Raw genomic sequence first — 19,937 nt, forward strand, 5'->3', positions numbered from 1 at the left:
TTTCGTTCGGGCTTTTCATTGTATAGTGAATGTAAGCGATTACGAAAAGGAGAATGAAAGATGAAACTACTAGCCATTACATCTTGTCCTAATGGTATTGCCCACACTTATATGGCTGCTGAAAATCTGGAAAAAGCAGCGAAACAGTTGGGGGTCCAATTGAAAGTAGAGACCCAGGGTTCCATTGGGGTAGAAAATGAGTTCACAGAAAAAGATATACAAGAAGCAGATGGTATTATCATTGCTGCTGATAAAACCGTAAACAAAGAGCGGTTCAATGGAAAGAAAGTATTAGTAGCCGGAGTGCAGGATGGCATTCGTAAACCGGAGCAGTTGCTTAAGAAAGTAATGAGTGGCTATGTACCTGTCTACCACTCTACTTCCGTAGAAAAGAAACAGACGGAGAAGAAAGAAAACCCAATCTATCGCCACTTAATGAATGGCGTATCGTATATGATCCCGTTCATTGTGATTGGTGGATTATTGATTGCCGTTGCCTTGACGATGGGTGGAGTGAAAACGCCGGGTGGTCTCGTCATACCAGAGGATTCATTCTGGAAGAGCATTGAAGCGATCGGCGGAGCATCATTCACATTCATGGTCCCGATCCTGGCAGGGTTCATCGCGTATAGTATAGCAGACAGACCTGGTCTTGCCCCGGGTATCGTCGGTGGGTACATTGCAGCGAACGGAAGTTTCTATGGAAGTGAAGCGGGTGCAGGGTTCATCGGTGGGATCATCGCAGGTTTCCTGGCTGGGTACGTTGCCCTTTATATTAAAAAGATCAAAGTTCCGAAAGCCATCCAACCAATCATGCCGATTATCATTATACCGGTGTTGGCCGCCCTTATTGTAGGACTGGCATTTGTATTTATCATTGGTGCACCAGTCGCTCAAACATTTGAAATATTAACCGGCTGGCTTGCAGGTATGCAAGGAACAAGCTCTATCTTACTTGCCCTCATACTTGGCGCCATGATCTCCTTCGATATGGGAGGACCGGTGAACAAAGTAGCCTTCCTCTTCGGTTCTGCCATGATTGCAGAAGGAAACTATGAAATTATGGGACCGATAGCCGTTGCCATTTGTATCCCGCCAATCGGGATGGGACTGGCCACTTTCATCGGCAAAAAGAAGTTTCAGGCTTCTGAAAGAGAAACGGGAAAAGCAGCATTTACAATGGGCTTGTTCGGTATTACAGAAGGAGCGATCCCATTTGCTGCACAAGATCCACTGCGTGTCATTCCAAGTATCATGGTTGGTTCCATGACAGGATCCGTCATCGCTATGCTTGGTCATGTAGGAGACCGGGTGGCTCATGGAGGTCCGATTGTTGCTGTCCTTGGTGCGGTGGATAACGTATTGATGTTCTTTGTTGCTGTTATAGCTGGTGCCGTGGTCACCGCTTTAGTGGTCAACCTTTTAAAGAAGGATGTTTATACCGATGAAGAGACAGTAGCAGAGGGTGAAGTTACGAACTTAGCAGAAATTGCTGAAGAGCAACTTCAAGTAGAGTCAATAGAAATCAACAAGCTAACAGATATAACCAATTTAGAGCTGATTGATGTTGACTTGAAAGGTTCTACACGTGACGATGTTATTGATGAAATGATTCAAAAATTAGATAGAGCGGGAACGATCACTTCACCCATCGATTTTAAACAAGCCATCATAGACCGGGAAGAAGAAAGTACCACGGGGATCGGTATGAATATTGCCATTCCTCATGGGAAGTCCACTGCCGTTACAAAACCAAGTGTTGTGTTTGGGATCAAGAAAGACGGAGTAGACTGGAACAGCTTGGACGGATCAGATGCTAAGTTGATCTTTATGATTGCCGTTCCTAAAGAAAGTGAAGGGAACGAGCATTTGAAGATATTACAACTGCTATCCCGTCAGCTGATGGATGAGGACTATCGGAATCAATTGTTGAATGTAAAAACAAGAGAAGAAGCTTATGAGTTATTAGAAGAGATAGAATAATGTTGGGGACGAGAAGGTCTAATAAGCCGGCTCGTCCTTGTTTTTATTTATAGAACTTAGTCCTTTTTGTGATTGGACCCCAGAAAGTTATCGATTTTCACCGTTTTCCATTGGATTTTCACTAAAAAATTCTAAAACCTTCTAGAAATCGTGCTAGAAAAGCTATCTATCGGTTCCTTTCTCAGCTCTACTAAAGCAGAATTACAACTTATGAGCCAGTTTCAGACGTTTATGATCCTCTTTTGGAATTTATGATCCGGTGTTGCTCATATGTGATCCTTTCGTCGAAAAATCTTTATATTTTGGACATAGTGGCAGATTATTAGCTTGGAGGAAAGGGAATTTCCCTTCTTTTTAATTTGGAGCATTTATCCACCAAAAAAATAAAAACTGGAGAACATATTCACAAAAGCGCTTTCATATGCTAGGATAGAAACTAATAGGGGAACCTATTCTGGGAAAGGGGGAGAATACGCTCGTTGAATTCTAGATTGAAAGAATGCGTGATGACGAGTCATTTTTTACGGAGAGATCAACTTTACTACACCTATGAATACAAGAGGGGTCAAAGCAATGTAGTAGATTTACTGTTTGTTCAGGATGGAATGGACTATGTAGAACTTGGACATATCCAACAAGCTCTGGAATCAATTCTAGAAACCTCGGTATCCATTCATCTATTCTTGGTTCTTGTGCCGCCGGCAAGCTCTGAAGAACGCTATCATCTTTATCATCCACAGGGAGACCGGCATGGGTCATACATTCGGTTTTTCCAGGATGAACTTCTGATGGAAGTTCGACGCCGCTTTGAAAATAAAGATAAAGAGATTCGTAAAGTTGGTTTGTTAGGGGATTCTCTTGGAGCTGCTGTTAGTGTGAGTATTGCTTCTGATGCTCCGGAATCATGGTCTCACTTGCTTTTGCAATCTGGTGCTTTTACAGCTAGTCACGTCAATGAAATTCGAAATATTGAAAAAATTAATTGGCAAGTGTACCAGGTTGTCGGTCTGCAAGAAGAAGCGGTTACCTATCCACTAACGGGAGAAATACTCCCAATCCTATCTTACAACCGAAGTCTTCACAAACAACTTCAATCCATCTCAGACACCATTACATACTACGAAGAAGACGAACAGCATCTCTGGGATTTTTGGCACCGGGACTTGCCGCGAGCACTGAACTATTTTATCAATACGAATACAAAAGGGGAAAGGGATGAAAGAAATGTTTAAAAATGGAAAGTTTCTATTAACGCTCATGTTGATGTTTGCTATGCTATTTACAGCTGCCTGCAACAGCAACAGCTCAAGCTCTTCTGAAGGACAGAAAGAAGGATCGAAAGATGATCCGGTGGAGATTGAATTCTGGACCATGCAGTTATCTCCAACATTTGATGATTATTTAAATGGGGTCATTGCTGACTTTGAAAAGGAAAACCCAAATGTGAAAGTGAAATGGGTAGACATTCCTTGGGGTGATATGGAAACAAAGATCCTTTCAGCGGTCGCTTCAAAGACGGCTCCCGATGTGGCAAACTTGAATCCTCAATTCGCGGCGAAATTAGCAGAGCTTGATGCGTTAGTGAATATGGATGAAATGGTTCCGGAAGATGTTAAAAGTAAATACTTTGAAAATATCTGGGCTTCCAACACGTTTGACGGAAAAACATTTGGTATCCCTTGGTACCTTTCTTCTCAAGTAACAATGTACAACTCGGATATCTTCAAGGAAGCAGGGTTAGATCCCGAGAAAGCCCCAGCCACTTTTGAAGAACTAAAAGAAGTTTCTAAAACCATCAAAGACAAAACGGGTAAATATGCTTTCTTCCCAGCTCTGGATGGAAGTCATCTTCTCGAAACGATGGTCATGATGGGCGTGGACTTAACCAATGAAGATATGACGAAAGCAACGTTCAACACAGCTGAAGGGAAAGAAGCGTTCAACTTCTTCGTGGATCTTTACAAGAATGATCTGATCCCCCGTGAAGTGTTAACGGAAGGCCATTCAAAAGCGGTTGATTTATATCAAGCGGGTGAAATTGCGATCTTGGCATCGGGTCCACAATTCTTAACCATTGTAGAAGAAAATGCTCCTGATATTTTAAAAGCAACGAAAACAGCACCTATCATCACGGGTGAAACGAATAAGAAGAACGTAGCAGCGATGAACGTCGTTGTACCAAAACAATCCGAGCACCAGCAAGCAGCGGTGGACTTCTCGATCTTCCTGACAAATGCTGAAAACCAGGTGGAGTTTGATAAACAGACAGCGATCCTTCCATCGATCGAAACAGCGTTAGACGATCCATATTTCAGTGAAGAACCGGCAGAAGCGACTCCGATTGATAAAGCTCGTATCGTGTCAGCCGGGCAATTGAAGGATAGTGAAGTGCTGATCCCGCCAATGAGTAATTTCGAAGAGTTACGTACGGCCATGAACGAAGCCCTTCATGCAGCGATGCTAGGTGATATGACAGTGGATGAAGCATTGGAACAAGCAGAAATGAAATGGAACGAAACACTATCTAAATAAGGGAATGAAGGAAAGGGAGTCTATCTCCCTTTCTGCATTTCAATGAAAGCACGGTGATTACAAGATGATCAGCAAGGAAATCGTTTTTGAACAACTGAAAGGAAAGCTGGTGGTTTCCTGTCAGGCTCTGGAGAATGAACCGCTGCACGGAGCGGATGTCATGGGGAAGATGGCAAAGGCTGCATACGTTGGGGGAGCATCAGGGATCCGGGCAAACAGTGCCGCTGACATTCAAGCGATCAAACAATATGTGGACTTACCGATCATTGGTTTGGTGAAACGGGACTATCCGGGGAGTGAGGTCTACATAACGGCTACCCGAAAGGAAGGAGATGAACTGATCCAGGCGGGGGTGGACATGATCGCGATGGATGCGACAACCAGACCGAGAGCGAACGGTGAATCATTGGAAAGTCTGATGAAGTATCTAAAATCGAAAGGTCAAACCATCATGGCAGACGTTTCTACATATGACGAGGCTGTGAACGCAGCAAAACTTGGGGCAGATTGTGTCAGCACCACCATGTCAGGGTACACACCATATTCACCTCAGCAATGCGGACCCGATTTCATTCTATTGAAAAGATTGGTTGAAACGCTACAAGTACCGGTGTTTGCTGAAGGCCGGATTTCGACTCCGGATGATGTCAATCGTGCACTTGATTTAGGTGCTCATACGGTTGTGGTAGGCTCTGCGATTACGAGGCCACAGGAGATTACGAAGAAGTTCGTGGAATCCATACAGAATAGAGGAGGGACACAGGATGCACTCACAAACGGCGTCAAAGAGCAAATTAGGCGGATTAATTAATAGTTACTTTCCTTCATTGACGAAATCAGAACAGAAAGTAGCGGCAGTCGTGCTGGACCAGATGGAAAAGGCCCTTTACTATTCCGTCACCGACCTTGCCGATGTGGCAGAAGTAGGAGAAACGACGGTTTTACGGTTCTGCCGGAAGATCGGCATGAAAGGCTATCAGGAATTCAAGTTGGCCATTGCCAAGGACTTATCCTCCCTATCCCAGGAAGAAGAATCAGACCCAAGTAAACCGACGGGGTTCATTCATTCGATTGCTTCTTATACGAAGAATGCCATTGATGAAACCGTCAATAAACTGGATGATCCTTCTTTAGAGAAGGCGATTCAACTACTGGCTGGAGCGGGATCCATTCACTTCTTTGGGGTCGGAACGTCAGGACTGACAGCTCTTGATGCAAAAAATCGCTTCTTAAGAATCGGATACCGGTCCGATGCCGTCATTGATCCCCATATTCAATCGATGACGGCTGCAACCGTGAAGGAAGGGGACGTGGTTGTCGGGTTGAGTATTTCGGGGAGTACGAAGGATACCATTGATTCCCTGTCACTGGCGAAGGAAAATGGCGCGAGTGTGATCGCCATCACTTACTATGCCCGTTCACCGATTACGAAGCTTGCCGATGCGGTTCTATTGAGCGGAGGGAAAGAATCCCCCCTTGAAGGTGGATCGATGATTGCGAAGATTTCACAGCTGTTTGTCATTGATTTGTTGTGTACGGGTCTCGCCCTCAACAATAAAGAGTTCTCACTCGGGATGAAGGAAAAAACCGCAAGAGCTGTCGTAGACAAAATCTATTAATGAGCCAGGGGAAAAGTGGGTGACACAATGGAAGCCATCGGAATAGATGTAGGGGGTACCGGAGTCAAAGGATCGATTATCCGTGAAGATGGGACGATCCTCTATCATGAAATGGTCCCCACCGATATTTCACAAGGCAGGGAAGGAATACTTGAATCGATCTATAGGGTGATTGACTCACTATTGAACAAAGATCAAACAGTCATTGGAATTGGAATCGGCACCGCAGGGCGTGTCGATCGGGCGAAGGGGGAAATCGTCTTTGCGACGGCCAATCTGCCTTCCTGGCAAGGGACCAATGTGAAAGAAGAAATCGAAACAAGATATGGGCTGCCCTGCGTCGTGGAAAATGATGCAAATGCGGCTCTTATAGGAGAGCTTTGGAAATGGGAAGGAAGCCCCGAAACGGCGGTCATGCTGACACTCGGTACTGGAGTCGGGGGAGCGAATGCCATAAACGGTCAGGTCATAAATGGCCATCATCATCAGAGTGGGGAATGGGGACATGTTGTGCTCGTTCCAAATGGAAAGCCATGCAATTGCGGGAAGAGGGGATGTCTGGAGCAATACCTCTCAGGTACAGCACTGGTTCAGGCCGTTCTCACCGAAACGGATCTTTCTTTCCGGCATGGCTCGGAGATATTTGAGGAATATTCAAAGGGAAATCAACAGGTCAAACAGGTGGTTGACCGATATCTGGATTATTTGGCCATTGCGGTATACAACATTTCGGTGGCCATTGATCCGGAAGTCGTGTTCATTGGTGGAGGAGTCATCGATTCCAAGAGCCATTGGTGGGCCGGCTTCCAATATAAATTGAAGGAATATTTTGTCAACTCCAGCATTTTTCCTGCTGTCCTGGGAAACAAAGCTGGAATGCTTGGAGCCGCGAAGCTACTATTTCAAGTGATGGAGAAAAGAGGGGAGTCCGTTTGAGAAATCATCCGTTAACACCATTTCTATTTTTAATACCCGGCGTCATCATCCTGGGTGCGTTTATCTTCTATCCCATGCTCAATGCCATCTGGTTGAGCTTCACCAACTATAATATCGTGACAGAAGCCGAATTCATCGGGCTTGAGAATTATAAAGAATTATTTTCCGATGCTCTATTCTGGAAAGTGCTCGGCCAGACCTTATTATACTTAATCATTGTCGTCCCGGCCCTCGTCATCCTCCCGATCTTTCTCGCCATCTTAGTCAACCAGCAGGTAAAAGGAATCGGATTTTTCCGTTCCGCTTATTATGTACCGGTTGTCACATCGATGGTCGTGGTGGGGATCGCCTGGAAATGGGTGTATGCCGATAAAGGGATTCTGAATTACATACTGGAATCGGTCGGCCTCATATCAGAACCGGTGAATTGGCTGACGTCGACGTCTACGTCCATTTTCGCCGTCATGGTTGTGACCGTTTGGAAAGGGCTTGGCTATTATATGGTCATTTACTTAGCGGGACTGCAATCGATCTCTGATGATCTATATGAAGCAGCAGATATTGATGGGGCAAGCAAATGGAAACAAATCTGGCATATTACGATTCCACTATTGATGCCTTCCATCATGATTGTCACCATTATGTCATCCATTTCCGCCATGAAGGTCTTCGAAGAGATTTACGTCATGACGGGCGGGGGACCGCTGAACAGTTCGAAAACACTCGTATTCTACATTTACGAAGAAGCCTTCGATAAGCTGCAGATGGGCTATGCAAGTGCAGCCGGGGTGATCTTATTCATCATCACACTGATCTTCTCAGTGATCAATATCAAATTCATGAGCAAAAAAGAATCTGCGATAAAGGGGTGATTCTCCATGAGTTCTCCTTCTCTTGGAACCAGTAAAGAAAATCCAACTGTACTTTCTGTCAAAAAGCCGATCAATGTCAAAAAGGTGGCGAAACGTTTTCTTCAATACGCGACCCTTCTATTCGTCACACTCATCATGGTCGGACCATTCCTGTGGCTTCTGGCGACGTCCCTGAAATCAGGCAGCGAGAACATCTTCTCGTACCCGCCACAATTCATACCTGAAAAAATCACGTTCGGAAACTATGTGGAAGTGATGGAATTCTTCCCGTTCTGGCGTTACTTATTCAACAGTGTTATCGTGTCGGTTGTCACCGTCCTATTGAATATCGTGTTCTGTTCATTGGCGGCCTATCCTTTGGCACGGATGAATTTCCGCGGGAAAAACATCGTCTTCGTCTTGATTCTTAGTACGATGATGGTGCCGTTCCAGCTCCTGATGATCCCTATTTATCTATTGGCTCTGGACTTAGGTCTTCAAAACACGTATGCAGGTTTGATCCTTCCCCATGCCACAACGGCCTTTGGGATTTTCCTTATGCGCCAGGCATTCCTTACGATTCCATATGAGCTGGATGAATCTGCACGGATGGATGGGGCCAATGCGTTTCAAATTTGGTGGAGGGTCCTGATGCCGTTAGTCAAACCTTCACTCGTCACCCTCGCAATCTTCACTTTTATGATGGCGTGGGGCGATTTCCTCTGGCCGTTGATCATTTTAAATGACACAAGCATGTACACATTACCGCTTGGAGTGAACACATTGGCCGGTTCCTTCTCGGCGAACTGGCGTTACATTGCAGCAGGATCGATCATTTCGATTCTTCCGATCATCATCATCTTCTCCATCCTGCAAAGACACTTCATCGCGGGTGCCATGAAAGGGGCTGTGAAAGGATAATGGCTAATAAGTTGACCTGTCATATCGTCTTTCAAACCCACTGGGACCGTGAGTGGTATCTACCCTTTGAAGTGTTCCGTCACCGCTTGACTCAAGTGCTGGATCGGATCGTGACCGGACTTGAAAATGGGGAGCTGAAACAATTTGTCCTCGATGGACAAATGGCTGCCCTGGAGGATTATTTTGAGGTTTGTGAAGAAGGGATGAAGGAAAAAGTCCTTCACTTAATAGAAGAAAAGAGAATCATCATCGGTCCTTGGTATGTATTGGCCGATGAGTTTCTCGTCAGCGGAGAGTCCCTGATCCGGAACATGGAGGTGGGCTTAAAGCTCGCCGATCAATATGGAGAGTCCCAGAAGGTCGGATATTTACCGGATACGTTCGGGCATGTGAGCCAGATGCCTCAGTTATTGAATGGTTTTGGGATTGATAATGCAATTTTATGGCGGGGGATCAAACCTGAAACGTCTGAATTTCAATGGGAAGCACCAAACGGTTCCCGGGTTTTCACGGCCTTTTTGCCAGAGGGATATTACCAGCCTTTATTAAACGAAGACAATGTAGGGGAGCAAATGAAGGCCTATGTGGAGAAGGTCACGCCTTATGCTACGACTTCTCATGTATTGTTAACGAATGGTGGCGACCATCTTATGCCGAAGCATGGGGATTTGATGGCACGAATAAATGAACTGCAAGGCGAAGTAGAGTTTGTGTCCAGCACTTACGAAGAATTCTTGAAAAACGTTCAAGCTCAGGTCCCCGCCGACCTGCCCGTGTATTTCGGGGAAATGAGAAGCAATGAACATATCTATGTTCTTCCGAATGTGCTTTCGACGAGGATCTATCTAAAGCAACAGAACCAGGAGATGGAAGACGAGCTGACGGGTTATGCAGAACCGCTTGCGTCTATCTATAGCGGGAACAAGTATCCTCATCGTTACCTGGAGGAGTCCTGGAAGCTGCTCATGCTCAACCATCCCCACGATAGCATTTGTGGATGCAGTGTGGATGAAGTCCATAAGGAAATGGAAACGAGGACGATGATGTTGAAGCAAAGACTGGAGTCCATCCAAATGGGTTCCCTTTCTCATGGCGGGATTCAGGATCCCATGTTTTCAGGGACGGGATGGAGAAAGCCGTTTCAGGATAACAGCGTGTTTACCGTTTTCAACCCGCATCCAAGACCGTTTACAGGCTGGGTGTCGGGTGAGATCTGGCTGGAAGAAGAACGGACGTTTCAATTAAAGGACCATAATGGGAAGCTGTATTCTCCTACGATCAAGAGTAAACGTAAGGGAAGGCATTTCTCGTCTCCACTCGATGCGTTTCCGGATTTTAAGGAAGGAACGTTTTATGAAGTAGAGTTATATGTCGAGAAGCTGACTTCAACTTCTCTCGCGACCTTCCGTGTAGTTGAGGGAAGATATGAGGAATTGTTGGAGTCGGATGACAAAGGGATTGAAAATGAGTTTTACTCCATTGAATTGAATGATGATGGAACGCTTTTTTTAGTAGAGAAAGAGACTGGGTTGGAGCACAGGGGATTGCAACGATTCTATAGCTCGTTAGACGCAGGAGATGAGTACAACTATTCCCCACCGGTTCACGATGTGAAGACGTTCGCCGAGCTTTCCGGTCCATTACGTGTGAGAAAGTCTTCAGGTGTTCAAGAGATGATATATGATGTAAAGCTCCAAACACCAGCCGGATTGAATCAGGAAAGAACCGGTCCCGCGGATGAAACCGTCACAACCACCATCCATATCACTCTTACAGTCAAGTCGAATGATAAAAAAATGGGTGTGAGCTACGCCATCGATAACCAATCAAAGGACCAGAGACTGCGTGTTCAGTATCCTCTAGGATCTCCTGTGAAGTGTACGTATAGCGATACCGCATTTGATGTCGTGAAACGAGGGGTAAAGACCGAAGAAGTATTCGATGCTCCGAAGCAAAAGGAAGTTCCGGTGGTGGTTGAGCCTTCCCTTTCGTTTATGAGAGTGGAAAGCGGGCTCACGTTCTATCACCGGGGGTTACAGGAATACCAGATGACGAGTCTCGGAGAACAAGAGGCTTTGGACGTGACCTTGATTAGAAGCGTTGGCTGGTTATCACGGGATGATCTCAGAACCAGGGGCGGGGGGGCCGGTCCGAATATGGAAACACCGGACGCTCAGTGTATCGGCAAGTATACCTTTCAAGCTGCCTTTGAATTTGATGCTGATAAGAGTGTAGGACAAGTGGCGACGGATGCCCATATCTACCGGGTTCCTCCGAGGATTTACCCTGGAGAGACACGGGATGATGAGAATACGGGTTTGATAGAAATCGATAACGGAGAGGTGCAGTGGAGTTCACTGAGACGAGTGTCCGATGGGGTAGAGTTGCGCTTATGGAATCCCAGTGAGGAAGATCAACCCGTCACCTTGCAGTCACATGCCAGGATGGTAGAACGCGTGAATTTTCTACATGAAACAGCGGGCGTGATAGAAGGCGGTACAGACACGTTAAAACCAAAAGAAATTGCTACTTACCTAGTAAGAGGAGGAAGGAAAGCATGAATAGAAAAATCGCCCTCCTGCCTGTCGATGGGAGACCCGTCACAAGAGAACTGCCTAAACAAATCGCATCAATCGGGAATTGGGAAGTGCTGCTCCCTCCTAAAGACCTCCTCGGATTTTTGAAAAAGCCCGGGGATATGACTGCCTTGGAAAAGTGGATATGGGAAGTGGCACCGGAAGTGGATGGATTTGTTCTTTCCATTGATATGCTGGGCTATGGAGGACTTGTCCCGTCCCGTGTATGTTTGGACGGGGAAGAGACGATTAAACAGAGAATCGGCATGATTAGAACGTTAAAAGAAAAATATCCTGATAAAGCCATCATGGCCTTCAGTTCTACCATGCGTATCTCTAATAACTATGTAAATGAGGAAGAGAAGGAGTACTGGAGTGAATACGGAGTCGAGCTTTGGGAGTACTCCTATCACGTTCACCGCTTTGAGAAAACAGGTCATGAGGTATCGAGTCAAAAGGTAAAGGACTTACGGAGTAAAATACCTTCAACGATTCTAGAAGACTATTTGGCAACCAGACTTAAAAATTATGAGGTGAATGTATCACTGTTGGATATGGTAGAGGATCAAACGATTGATGTCCTGGTTTTCCCGCAGGACGATACCTCTGAATATGGGTTGAATATCGGGGAACAGGAAGAGCTTACCCATCAAGTCGCTCACAGGGGATTGTTCCAGAACGTTTTCATCTATCCTGGAGCCGATGAGGTCGCCAATACACTGGTAGCCAAGATGATTTATCAACTCGAGCAAGTACCATTCCCGACCTTTTACCCTATCTATAGTGGAGAAACGGGTGCGCTATCCATTGCGATGTACGAGGACCGTCCGATTTGTGAGTCAGTGAAGGGTCAGATCTTCGCCTTCGGGGGCTGCACAGTGGATCATGCCGGGGAAGCGGATATCGTGTTTGCGGTCAATGTCCCGGGTAAACGCCAGGGAGATCTGGCTCTCCAGAAATTCCTGGGGGAAGTCGATACGCCTCACCGAAATATCGGGGAATGGATCAAGCGAATCGCCCATCACCTTCGTCAAGATAGACTGGTGGCGGTGGCCGATACCGCTTATGCCAACGGAGTCGATGAGAGAATGCTTCCACGATTATTGGGAGAGATCGAGGCTTCCCGGCTGGCGGGATTCGCCGGCTGGAATACGGCAGGAAACACGTTGGGTACGGTCGTTGCCCAGGCCGCCATGGTTCACCTTCAGAAATCGAAACCTTCCCTTCCCCAAGAGGAAGTCAAAGCAAGATTACTGGAGGAACTGACCCTGAGGTTATTAGAAGACTATGTGTATCAATCCATTGTTCGTCAACAAGTGCGTGCCGGAATAGATGAGTCGGCCGTTAGTGATGAAGAGTTGTTAAATCGGGTAAAAGAAACCTTTTTAAAAGAGTCAGAAGCGTTTTTATCAAAGTATGGTCTTGATTTTCCTCTTAAAGAAATCTATTTACCCTGGAATCGGACCTTTGAGATTGGACTTGGCAGGGGGAGAGAGTCATGACATTGAGAATGGGTGTCGATTTAGGAGGGACCAATATGCGAGTGGCTCTCCTCGATGAAAAGGGAACGATTCTTAAGGATGGTAGGGAGAGAACCGAAGCGCACCTGGGACCTGTCAGCGTCATTTCAAGATTGATCTCATTAGTGGAGCGTGTCAAAGGCAAGGAGGATGTACGAGGGATCGGCATTGGGTGTCCGGGACCACTTGATGCGAAGACGGGGACCATTCTTTCTCCCCCTAATTTGCCGGGCTGGGATCGAATTCCTTTGGTATCCATTGTAGAAGAACATTTCCAATTACCCGTGAAAGTGGATAATGATGCGAATGTGGCAGCAGTCGCCGAAGCGAGACTCGGAGCGGGTGCTGGCCATGAAAGTGTCTACTATATCACCGTGAGCACTGGAGTCGGCGGAGGGTTGGTCATCAACGGAAAGGTGTTTCAAGGAGCGAACGGGTACGCAGGAGAAATCGGGAATATGATTGTCGTTCCAAACGGCCACAAGCATCCAGCCTTAAATCCGGGTGCACTGGAGACGCTCGCAAGCGGTACCGCCATCGGAGTGGCCGGTGAAGCTGCGGGAATAGACGGTGGAGCGGAGGAAGTGTTACGCCAGGCCCAGGGTGGAAATGAAACGGCTCAACAGATCGTCAATGAAACCATCGACTATTTAGCCATGACGATCGCCAATCTCACCCATGCCATCAATCCCGATGTGTTCGTCCTGGGTGGTGGAGTGATGAAGGCAGAAGATCAGCTCCTCCTTCCATTAAGGGAAAAGGTTAAGTCCTATGTTTATCCGGGCTTGAAAGAGTCGGTTCATATTGTTGCAGCCAAGCTCGGTGCCAATTCAGGTGTGGTCGGGGCAGGCTTAATCGTTTAATCAAACGTTTGTTTAATTTGTATAAAGGAGAATTTTTGATAAAGGGGTGATAGAAGTGAACCAAACAGTGCAAGCAGACATCGTCATCATCGGTGGTGGGATCGGAGGATGTACGGCAGCCTTGGCTGCTTCTAAACGAGGCAAAAACGTCATCATTACAGAAGAGACCGATTGGATCGGGGGGCAGCTGACCAGCCAGGCGGTTCCTCCTGATGAACATCAATGGATCGAGCAATTTGGCTGTACCAAGACGTACCGGGAATTTCGAAACAGGGTGCGGGAATATTATCGGAGTCATTACCCCTTAAAGGAAGAGGCCAGACGAAATGAGCGGCTGAATCCTGGAAACGGCTGGGTCAGCAGGCTCTGCCACGAACCGAAAGTGGCCCTCGCCGTTCTTCAGGAAATGCTCGTGCCTTATACGAGCAGTGGAAGGTTACAGGTCTTCACGAACTATAAAGTGGTGGGCGCAACGGTTGAGGGCGCGGATGTTGAATCTGTGACGGTCGTGCATACGGAAAGTAGAAAGGAACGGAAGCTACAAGGTCACTATTATCTTGATGCAACGGAAGTAGGCGATCTCCTTCCCTTGGCTGGTGTGGAGTATGTCACAGGAGCCGAATCCAAACAGGATACAGGGGAGCTCCATGCACCCGAAGAGGCAAGGCCACAGGATATGCAGTCTTTCACCTATGTGTTCGCCGTGGATTACGTAGATGGCGGGAATTTCATCATTGAAAAACCCGGGCAGTATGACTTCTGGAAAGAGTACCAGGCTCCCTTCTTACAGCATAAGCAGTTAAGCTGGTTCGCTCCGGATGCTCATACAGGCGGTTCGAAGGAGTTTGCCATGTTTCACCATGAAGAGCTTTGGGGATTGTGGGATTACAGACGGATTATTGATCCCTCCCTCTTTGCGGAAGGATCATACGAAGGCGATATTTCCTTGATCAACTGGCCTCAAAATGATTACTGGTCCGGTTCGATCATTGATGTAAGTGAGGAAGAGTACGAGAAGCATATTCATGAATCGAAGCAATTGAGCTTATCCCTTCTCTATTGGCTCCAGACGGAAGCACCTCGACCCGATGGGGGAAAGGGATATCCAGGCTTACGCTTGCGGGGGGATATTCTGGGGACGGAAGATGGGCTTGCCAAATATCCCTATATCCGTGAATCCAGAAGAATCAAGGCCGTGACAACGGTAGTGGAAGAACAGATCAATGCCAACACAAGGGAAGGCATTCAGCATGTGGACGATTCGGTTGGAATCGGATGCTATCGAATCGATCTTCATCCTACGACAGAGACGAATACGTTCTTCTATGCAGAAAGCTATCCATTTGAAATTCCGTTAGGAGCGCTGCTTCCAGTCAGGGTGAATAATGTCTTGCCTTCGTGTAAGAATATTGGCTCCACCCACATCACGAACGGATGCTTCAGGGTTCATCCCGTGGAATGGAATATCGGGGAATCAGCAGGGTATCTAGCTGCATTTGCAATCGAAAAGGGAGTTCTGCCCCGTGAAGTGAAAGAAAACAATGGACTGTTGATGGAGTTTCAAGAGTTGCTTGTGAAAGAAGGAATTGAACTGCATTGGCCCGAAGTAGGACCTATTTAACACGGGATATGAAATGGAAGATACTTGGGAGAACCCTTTTGTAAAAGGGTTCTTTCCCGGAATCACCCATAGTGACCTGTTTGAACGGGAAATTTTCATGAGCGAATCGATCTAGGTTTATTCGTGATGATATGTCTATTTTTGAAGAATTAATCCAACTTAAATATCTATTTTGAAGAATTATTCCTTTTATTCTGAAGATTATGATATTATTAAATTGGCCACATCATGATAGCGCATACATACAAAAACAATTATATGGAGGTACTGTATGAAGAAGTGGTTGATTGGAAAGAAAATGGCTGTGTCAGCAATGGCTATGACATTGGCCGTCCCTGCATTTCAAGCCCCGGCATTGCAAGTGGAAGCAGATGAAAGTGAAGCGACGAAGGTAGTGGATGAAGATGGCATCAGCATCACCGTCGATGCAGAAAACAATCGCAACAACACGAACAAGCTGGTGTTATTTGATCCAACGTTCAGTTATTTCACGGAAACCAATGGATCGTCGTATGAGGTGATTCTGGAAAAGGAAGAAGGCTCAAGTTATCAGGTGGTCGAGTCAGGTAAAGGAGATAGTGCCATTCCAGAGGATGGTGTCGTCCTTTCCACTGGTCCCCAAACGACAGATGAGATTATGACTTTCTTAAAGAGTCTGGATGAAGGGGAAACGGTTTGGATTAATGAGCCAGTTGAAAGAACCTATTCCGCTGTCCTCGATGACGTTGATCCAACAGATGAATCCAATCCAGATGGAGCGCCATTTCCAGGCAACCGCGGAGCGAATCAACTTCTTGTCTACACACCGGCATTCGGAGCCAACACCGGCACCAACCCTTATGGGTATGAAATCACTGTAACCGGTGGAGTTGTCACGAAAGTTGGTGGAGGAGACAGCACCATTCCGGCTGACGGGTTTGTCGTGAGTGGTCATGGAACAGAAGCGGAATACTTGAAAAAAGCTGAGATCGGCATGAAGGTTGAGTATGATGCTGAAGGGAATATCGAGTTGATCCGTGATGCGTCCACCTATATATTCAAGAGTAAACAAAATTTACAAGAAGCGAAGCAAAGCATCGCTCGTGCAGAAGAAAACTTCATCGATGCAGCCTTTGAAGAGGCGAACGCTTCTGTCAAGCTTGCGGAAGAGCTCCTAAAAAAAGCCGATGACATCCAAAATGAAGATCCGCAAAAGGCGCTGGAATATACAGAGCAAGCCACTCAGGCTGCATACGACGCGTATTATTATTCCCTGCCATCTGAAGTAGGCGAACAGAGAGCGATCTGGTATCGCCCTGAAGAGAAGGATCTGGACGACGTCATCACGACATTGGACCGCATGGAGGAAGCAGGATTCAATTCCCTTTATCTTGAAACTACCTTCTGGGGATATACCATCTTCCCAAGTGACACCATGGAAGCGTACGGATTGCCGAAGCAGCACCCTAACTTCGCCAATCAGGATTACGGAAAGTACGGATCGGACATTCTGAAAGCCTTCATCGAAGAAGGAAAAGATCGTGGCATTACCGTTCAATCATGGACGGATGGTTTCATGATCGGCCACAGCAGTCTTGGACTTCCATCACAGTTCAAGAAGTATCCTGAATGGAGCGCCGTTCAGCGAAATGATGAGCCGGGAACACCAGGTAGTGACTCAAGCAGCAATTATTATTGGCTGGACATAGCCCATCCAGAGGTTCAGAACTTTATGCTGGATATCTATAAAGAACAGCAGGAGGACTATGAAATCACCGGTGTCAACATTGACTATATGCGCTATCCACACCATTCGTTTGATAAGAGCTATGGGTTCAGTGCATCGAATCGTGAACGTTTTGAAGAAGAATTCGGTGTAGACCCTATGAATCTGCAAGAATCCGATGAACTATGGGAAGAATGGGAGCTTTGGTTACGTGAACAGGAGAATGCTTTCGTGGAGAAGCTTCATGATCAGAGTAAAGGGATCGACCCATCCTTCATGATGACCGCAACTCCGGAGCCGGGACCTGAAGCCGTATTGATCAGCGACTGGGTGGAGGATATCGACGGCGTCATCCCGCAGGCTTATGGTCACGATTTCAATAGTATTCAGTCAACGGTTATAGCGAGTAAGAAACTGACGCCGCCATCAATGATGTACTACACAGGGATCTATTCTTTCTATCATCATCTGGGAGAAAAAGCAGCCGTCAATGACGTATTGGCAGCAGCATATGGAACATCAGGAGTGAACATGTTTGCATTCGGGCAGGCAAGCGCTCCTTCCGTGGATGCTTTGGGTAAAGGACCATGGAGACACCAGGCCATCAATCCTGGAGAGACACCGAAAGAAGCCGTCCTTGCTACGGTCAGACAACTGAAGGAACAGACAGCATCCATCTATATTCCAAAGGGAGCCGTAAACAAAGAAGAAGGTAAGGAACTAGAAAACAACCTTCGTAAATGGGAGCAGATGATGGAGCGCCCTGATCAATCATTAGACATTGAAAAGGTAGAAGAAGAGTTTGAGAAGTCGATAGAATTGGTGAATTCAATGGAAACATTGAATGAAGTAGTCAAAGAACGAGTGGTAGAGAAGATGAACAAAGTGCATAAGTGGTTGAATTATTACTATGGGAAACAGCAGTAAACAGCTAAACATATAATGGATAAGGTTTTGGGAAAGCGTTTTTCCCAAAACCTTTTTCTTGTTTAACTATTAGATACATTACTCTCTCAATGAGATGAGGTATTCAATCTTTTATCTGAACTCCTTTATTTAAATCATGGCAAAAGCAGGCATCCTTGGAAACTTCAATGTCAAACGCAAGGGCATGCGTAATGCCGCCGTAACAAGGAGCAAAGAAAGACAGCTATCCGAACCCGCCGATATCATCCTTCCTGTACACGGATCAAAAGACCCGCTCGATGTGTCATTTAACACTCCTTATAATTCCATAGAGATTTTTTTATGAATTTACAGCGCAGATGTATATGGAGTGGGAAGGGTGAAGAGGTTGGGTCGAGCGCCAAGGGGGCATTGGCTCTATTGGTCAACTTTTTAAAGGCCCGTCCCCGACGCTTTAAAGCTTCGAGGGACGGGCCTTTAACTTGTTAAAGAGCCAAAATGATTCATAGTTTGATAACTTCAGTATGAAAATCGGATTGTACAATCGAATGTAATTAGAATACTTCTCCCCAATGTCCTTACATGCATTACGAGTGTCCAGGACGATTTGAGATTCTTCCAGAATTTCTTCACAGTCAAAACACGTGTGGTCTGTTCCAATGATGACCAGATCTGCGTATTTCAGTAATCGTTTTGAATATTTCTCTGTTGTTCGCGTCTCGTTGTTAACTGATATTTGGTCTATGAATGGATCACATACCGTAACGTCGGCATTTACCATTGCTAATTCATCCAGGATTGGCAATATCGGTGATTCACGCATGTCGCTGATGTCCTTTTTATAGGCCACACCCAATACCACCACCTTACTTCCGTTTATCGCTTTTCCGTGCTGGTTAAGTGACTTCATGGCTCGATTGACAACGACTTCACTCATTTTGTTATTGATTTCACCAGCGAGTTCAATCAGCTTGGTGTTCTGATTTAATTCCTTTGCTTTATAGGTTAGATAGTAAGGATCTACAGGGATGCAGTGACCGCCAACTCCCGGTCCCGGAAAGAATTTCATGAAGCCGTATGGTTTGGTGCCTGATGCCTCGATGACTTTCCACATATCAATGTCCATTTTTTCACCTAACACGGCCATTTCATTGGCGAATGCGATGTTGATGAAGCGGAAGGTATTTTCGTAGACCTTGGCCATTTCAGCCACTTTAACGGATGAAACAGGGTAAGAGACATCTCCGATAAATTCAGCAGCAAGCGTTGTGCAGTTTTCGGTTACCCCTCCAACAATTTTAGGCGTGTTTTTAATTCCGAATTGACGATTTCCCGGATCGATTCGCTCTGGTGAGTAAGCAACGAAAAGATCCTTGCCCGAGGTATACCCTTTTTCTTCAAATAAAGGCATCATGATCTCTTCTGTGGTGCCTGGGTAGGTTGTACTTTCCAAGATCACGAGCATGCCCGGATGCAGATGTTCTGCAATCGATTCTGCGGCAGACCGGACGAAAGAAAGGTCCGGCTGTTTATATTCATCGATAGGGGTAGGCACACAAATGAGTGCAATGTCTACTTTAGATAGCTCCGAAAAATCAGAAGTGGCACTTAACTTCTTACGTACTTTTGTTAGTTCATTAAACGTAGTGTCGTCAATATCATTGATATAGTTCGTACCGTTATTGACTTGTTTTACTTTAAAATCTGAAACGTCGAACCCGATAACCTGATACCCCTCTTCTGCTTTTTCAAAGGCAGTGGGGAGGCCGACATAGCCCAGCCCGATCACTCCGATTCGGGCGGTTTTATCGATGATTTTATGATAAAGGTATTCTTTATAACTGGATGACATGGAAAGTAAGTCTTGTTGATTGACACTCATGTATTTAATCTCCTTTTTAATG

Annotated in this window: 14 protein-coding genes; 13 read left to right on the forward strand and 1 reads right to left on the reverse strand. The window is 46.0% G+C overall.

Going from position 1 to position 19,937, the window contains the following annotated elements; all coding sequences use genetic code 11:
* Positions 1–60 precede the first annotated feature (60 nt).
* From AC6CIB_RS19250 to AC6CIB_RS19310, 13 genes are all read left to right on the forward strand, one after another.
* Complete coding sequence (locus tag AC6CIB_RS19250) at positions 61–1,983, forward strand: fructose-specific PTS transporter subunit EIIC (RefSeq protein ID WP_498283401.1); 1,923 nt, start codon at positions 61–63, stop codon at positions 1,981–1,983.
* Positions 1,984–2,462: 479 nt separating this feature from the next.
* Positions 2,463–3,215 (forward strand): alpha/beta hydrolase-fold protein, encoded by a 753-nt coding sequence (locus AC6CIB_RS19255; RefSeq protein WP_498283403.1) that lies wholly within the window; start codon positions 2,463–2,465, stop codon positions 3,213–3,215.
* On the forward strand, positions 3,199–4,515 hold the full coding sequence (locus AC6CIB_RS19260; protein WP_498283405.1) for an ABC transporter substrate-binding protein: 1,317 nt from the start codon (positions 3,199–3,201) through the stop codon (positions 4,513–4,515). Before AC6CIB_RS19255 ends, AC6CIB_RS19260 begins: the two co-directional genes overlap by 17 nt.
* A 64-nt stretch (positions 4,516–4,579) precedes the next feature.
* Positions 4,580–5,326 carry an N-acetylmannosamine-6-phosphate 2-epimerase gene (locus AC6CIB_RS19265; RefSeq protein WP_498283407.1) on the forward strand — a complete coding sequence of 249 codons (747 nt, stop codon included), beginning with the start codon at positions 4,580–4,582 and terminating at the stop codon, positions 5,324–5,326.
* Positions 5,280–6,134: a MurR/RpiR family transcriptional regulator gene (locus AC6CIB_RS19270; protein ID WP_498283409.1), complete on the forward strand. Its 855-nt coding sequence runs from the start codon at positions 5,280–5,282 to the stop codon at positions 6,132–6,134. Before AC6CIB_RS19265 ends, AC6CIB_RS19270 begins: the two co-directional genes overlap by 47 nt.
* 27 nt (positions 6,135–6,161) lie before the next feature.
* Complete coding sequence (locus tag AC6CIB_RS19275; RefSeq protein ID WP_498283411.1) at positions 6,162–7,070, forward strand: ROK family protein; 909 nt, start codon at positions 6,162–6,164, stop codon at positions 7,068–7,070.
* Complete coding sequence (locus AC6CIB_RS19280) at positions 7,067–7,942, forward strand: carbohydrate ABC transporter permease (RefSeq protein ID WP_498283413.1); 876 nt, start codon at positions 7,067–7,069, stop codon at positions 7,940–7,942. Before AC6CIB_RS19275 ends, AC6CIB_RS19280 begins: the two co-directional genes overlap by 4 nt.
* A gap of 6 nt (positions 7,943–7,948) precedes the next feature.
* Positions 7,949–8,842 (forward strand): carbohydrate ABC transporter permease, encoded by an 894-nt coding sequence (locus AC6CIB_RS19285; RefSeq protein WP_498283415.1) that lies wholly within the window; start codon positions 7,949–7,951, stop codon positions 8,840–8,842.
* A complete protein-coding gene (locus tag AC6CIB_RS19290; RefSeq protein WP_498283417.1) occupies positions 8,842–11,403 on the forward strand; it encodes a glycoside hydrolase family 38 N-terminal domain-containing protein in 2,562 nt (853 codons plus the stop codon). Before AC6CIB_RS19285 ends, AC6CIB_RS19290 begins: the two co-directional genes overlap by 1 nt.
* Positions 11,400–12,920 carry a DUF4127 family protein gene (locus AC6CIB_RS19295; RefSeq protein WP_498283419.1) on the forward strand — a complete coding sequence of 507 codons (1,521 nt, stop codon included), beginning with the start codon at positions 11,400–11,402 and terminating at the stop codon, positions 12,918–12,920. The genes AC6CIB_RS19290 and AC6CIB_RS19295 overlap by 4 nt, the downstream gene beginning before the upstream one ends.
* Entirely contained in the window at positions 12,917–13,801 is an 885-nt protein-coding gene (locus AC6CIB_RS19300; protein WP_498283421.1) for an ROK family protein, read from the forward strand. Before AC6CIB_RS19295 ends, AC6CIB_RS19300 begins: the two co-directional genes overlap by 4 nt.
* A 55-nt stretch (positions 13,802–13,856) precedes the next feature.
* The gene (locus tag AC6CIB_RS19305; protein ID WP_498283423.1) at positions 13,857–15,422 is read left to right on the forward strand and encodes an FAD-dependent oxidoreductase; all 1,566 of its coding nucleotides are present in this window, start codon (positions 13,857–13,859) and stop codon (positions 15,420–15,422) included.
* Between the two features lie 271 nt (positions 15,423–15,693).
* Positions 15,694–18,054, forward strand: coding sequence for a family 10 glycosylhydrolase (locus AC6CIB_RS19310; RefSeq protein ID WP_498283425.1), 2,361 nt, complete (start codon positions 15,694–15,696; stop codon positions 18,052–18,054).
* A 433-nt stretch (positions 18,055–18,487) separates the two neighbouring features.
* Here the strand turns inward: AC6CIB_RS19310 and AC6CIB_RS19315 are convergent, their stop codons facing one another.
* A complete protein-coding gene (locus AC6CIB_RS19315; protein WP_498283427.1) occupies positions 18,488–19,915 on the reverse strand; it encodes a nucleotide sugar dehydrogenase in 1,428 nt (475 codons plus the stop codon).
* Positions 19,916–19,937: the final 22 nt, after the last annotated feature.

Source organism: Rossellomorea sp. GQ25 (assembly GCF_059758515.1).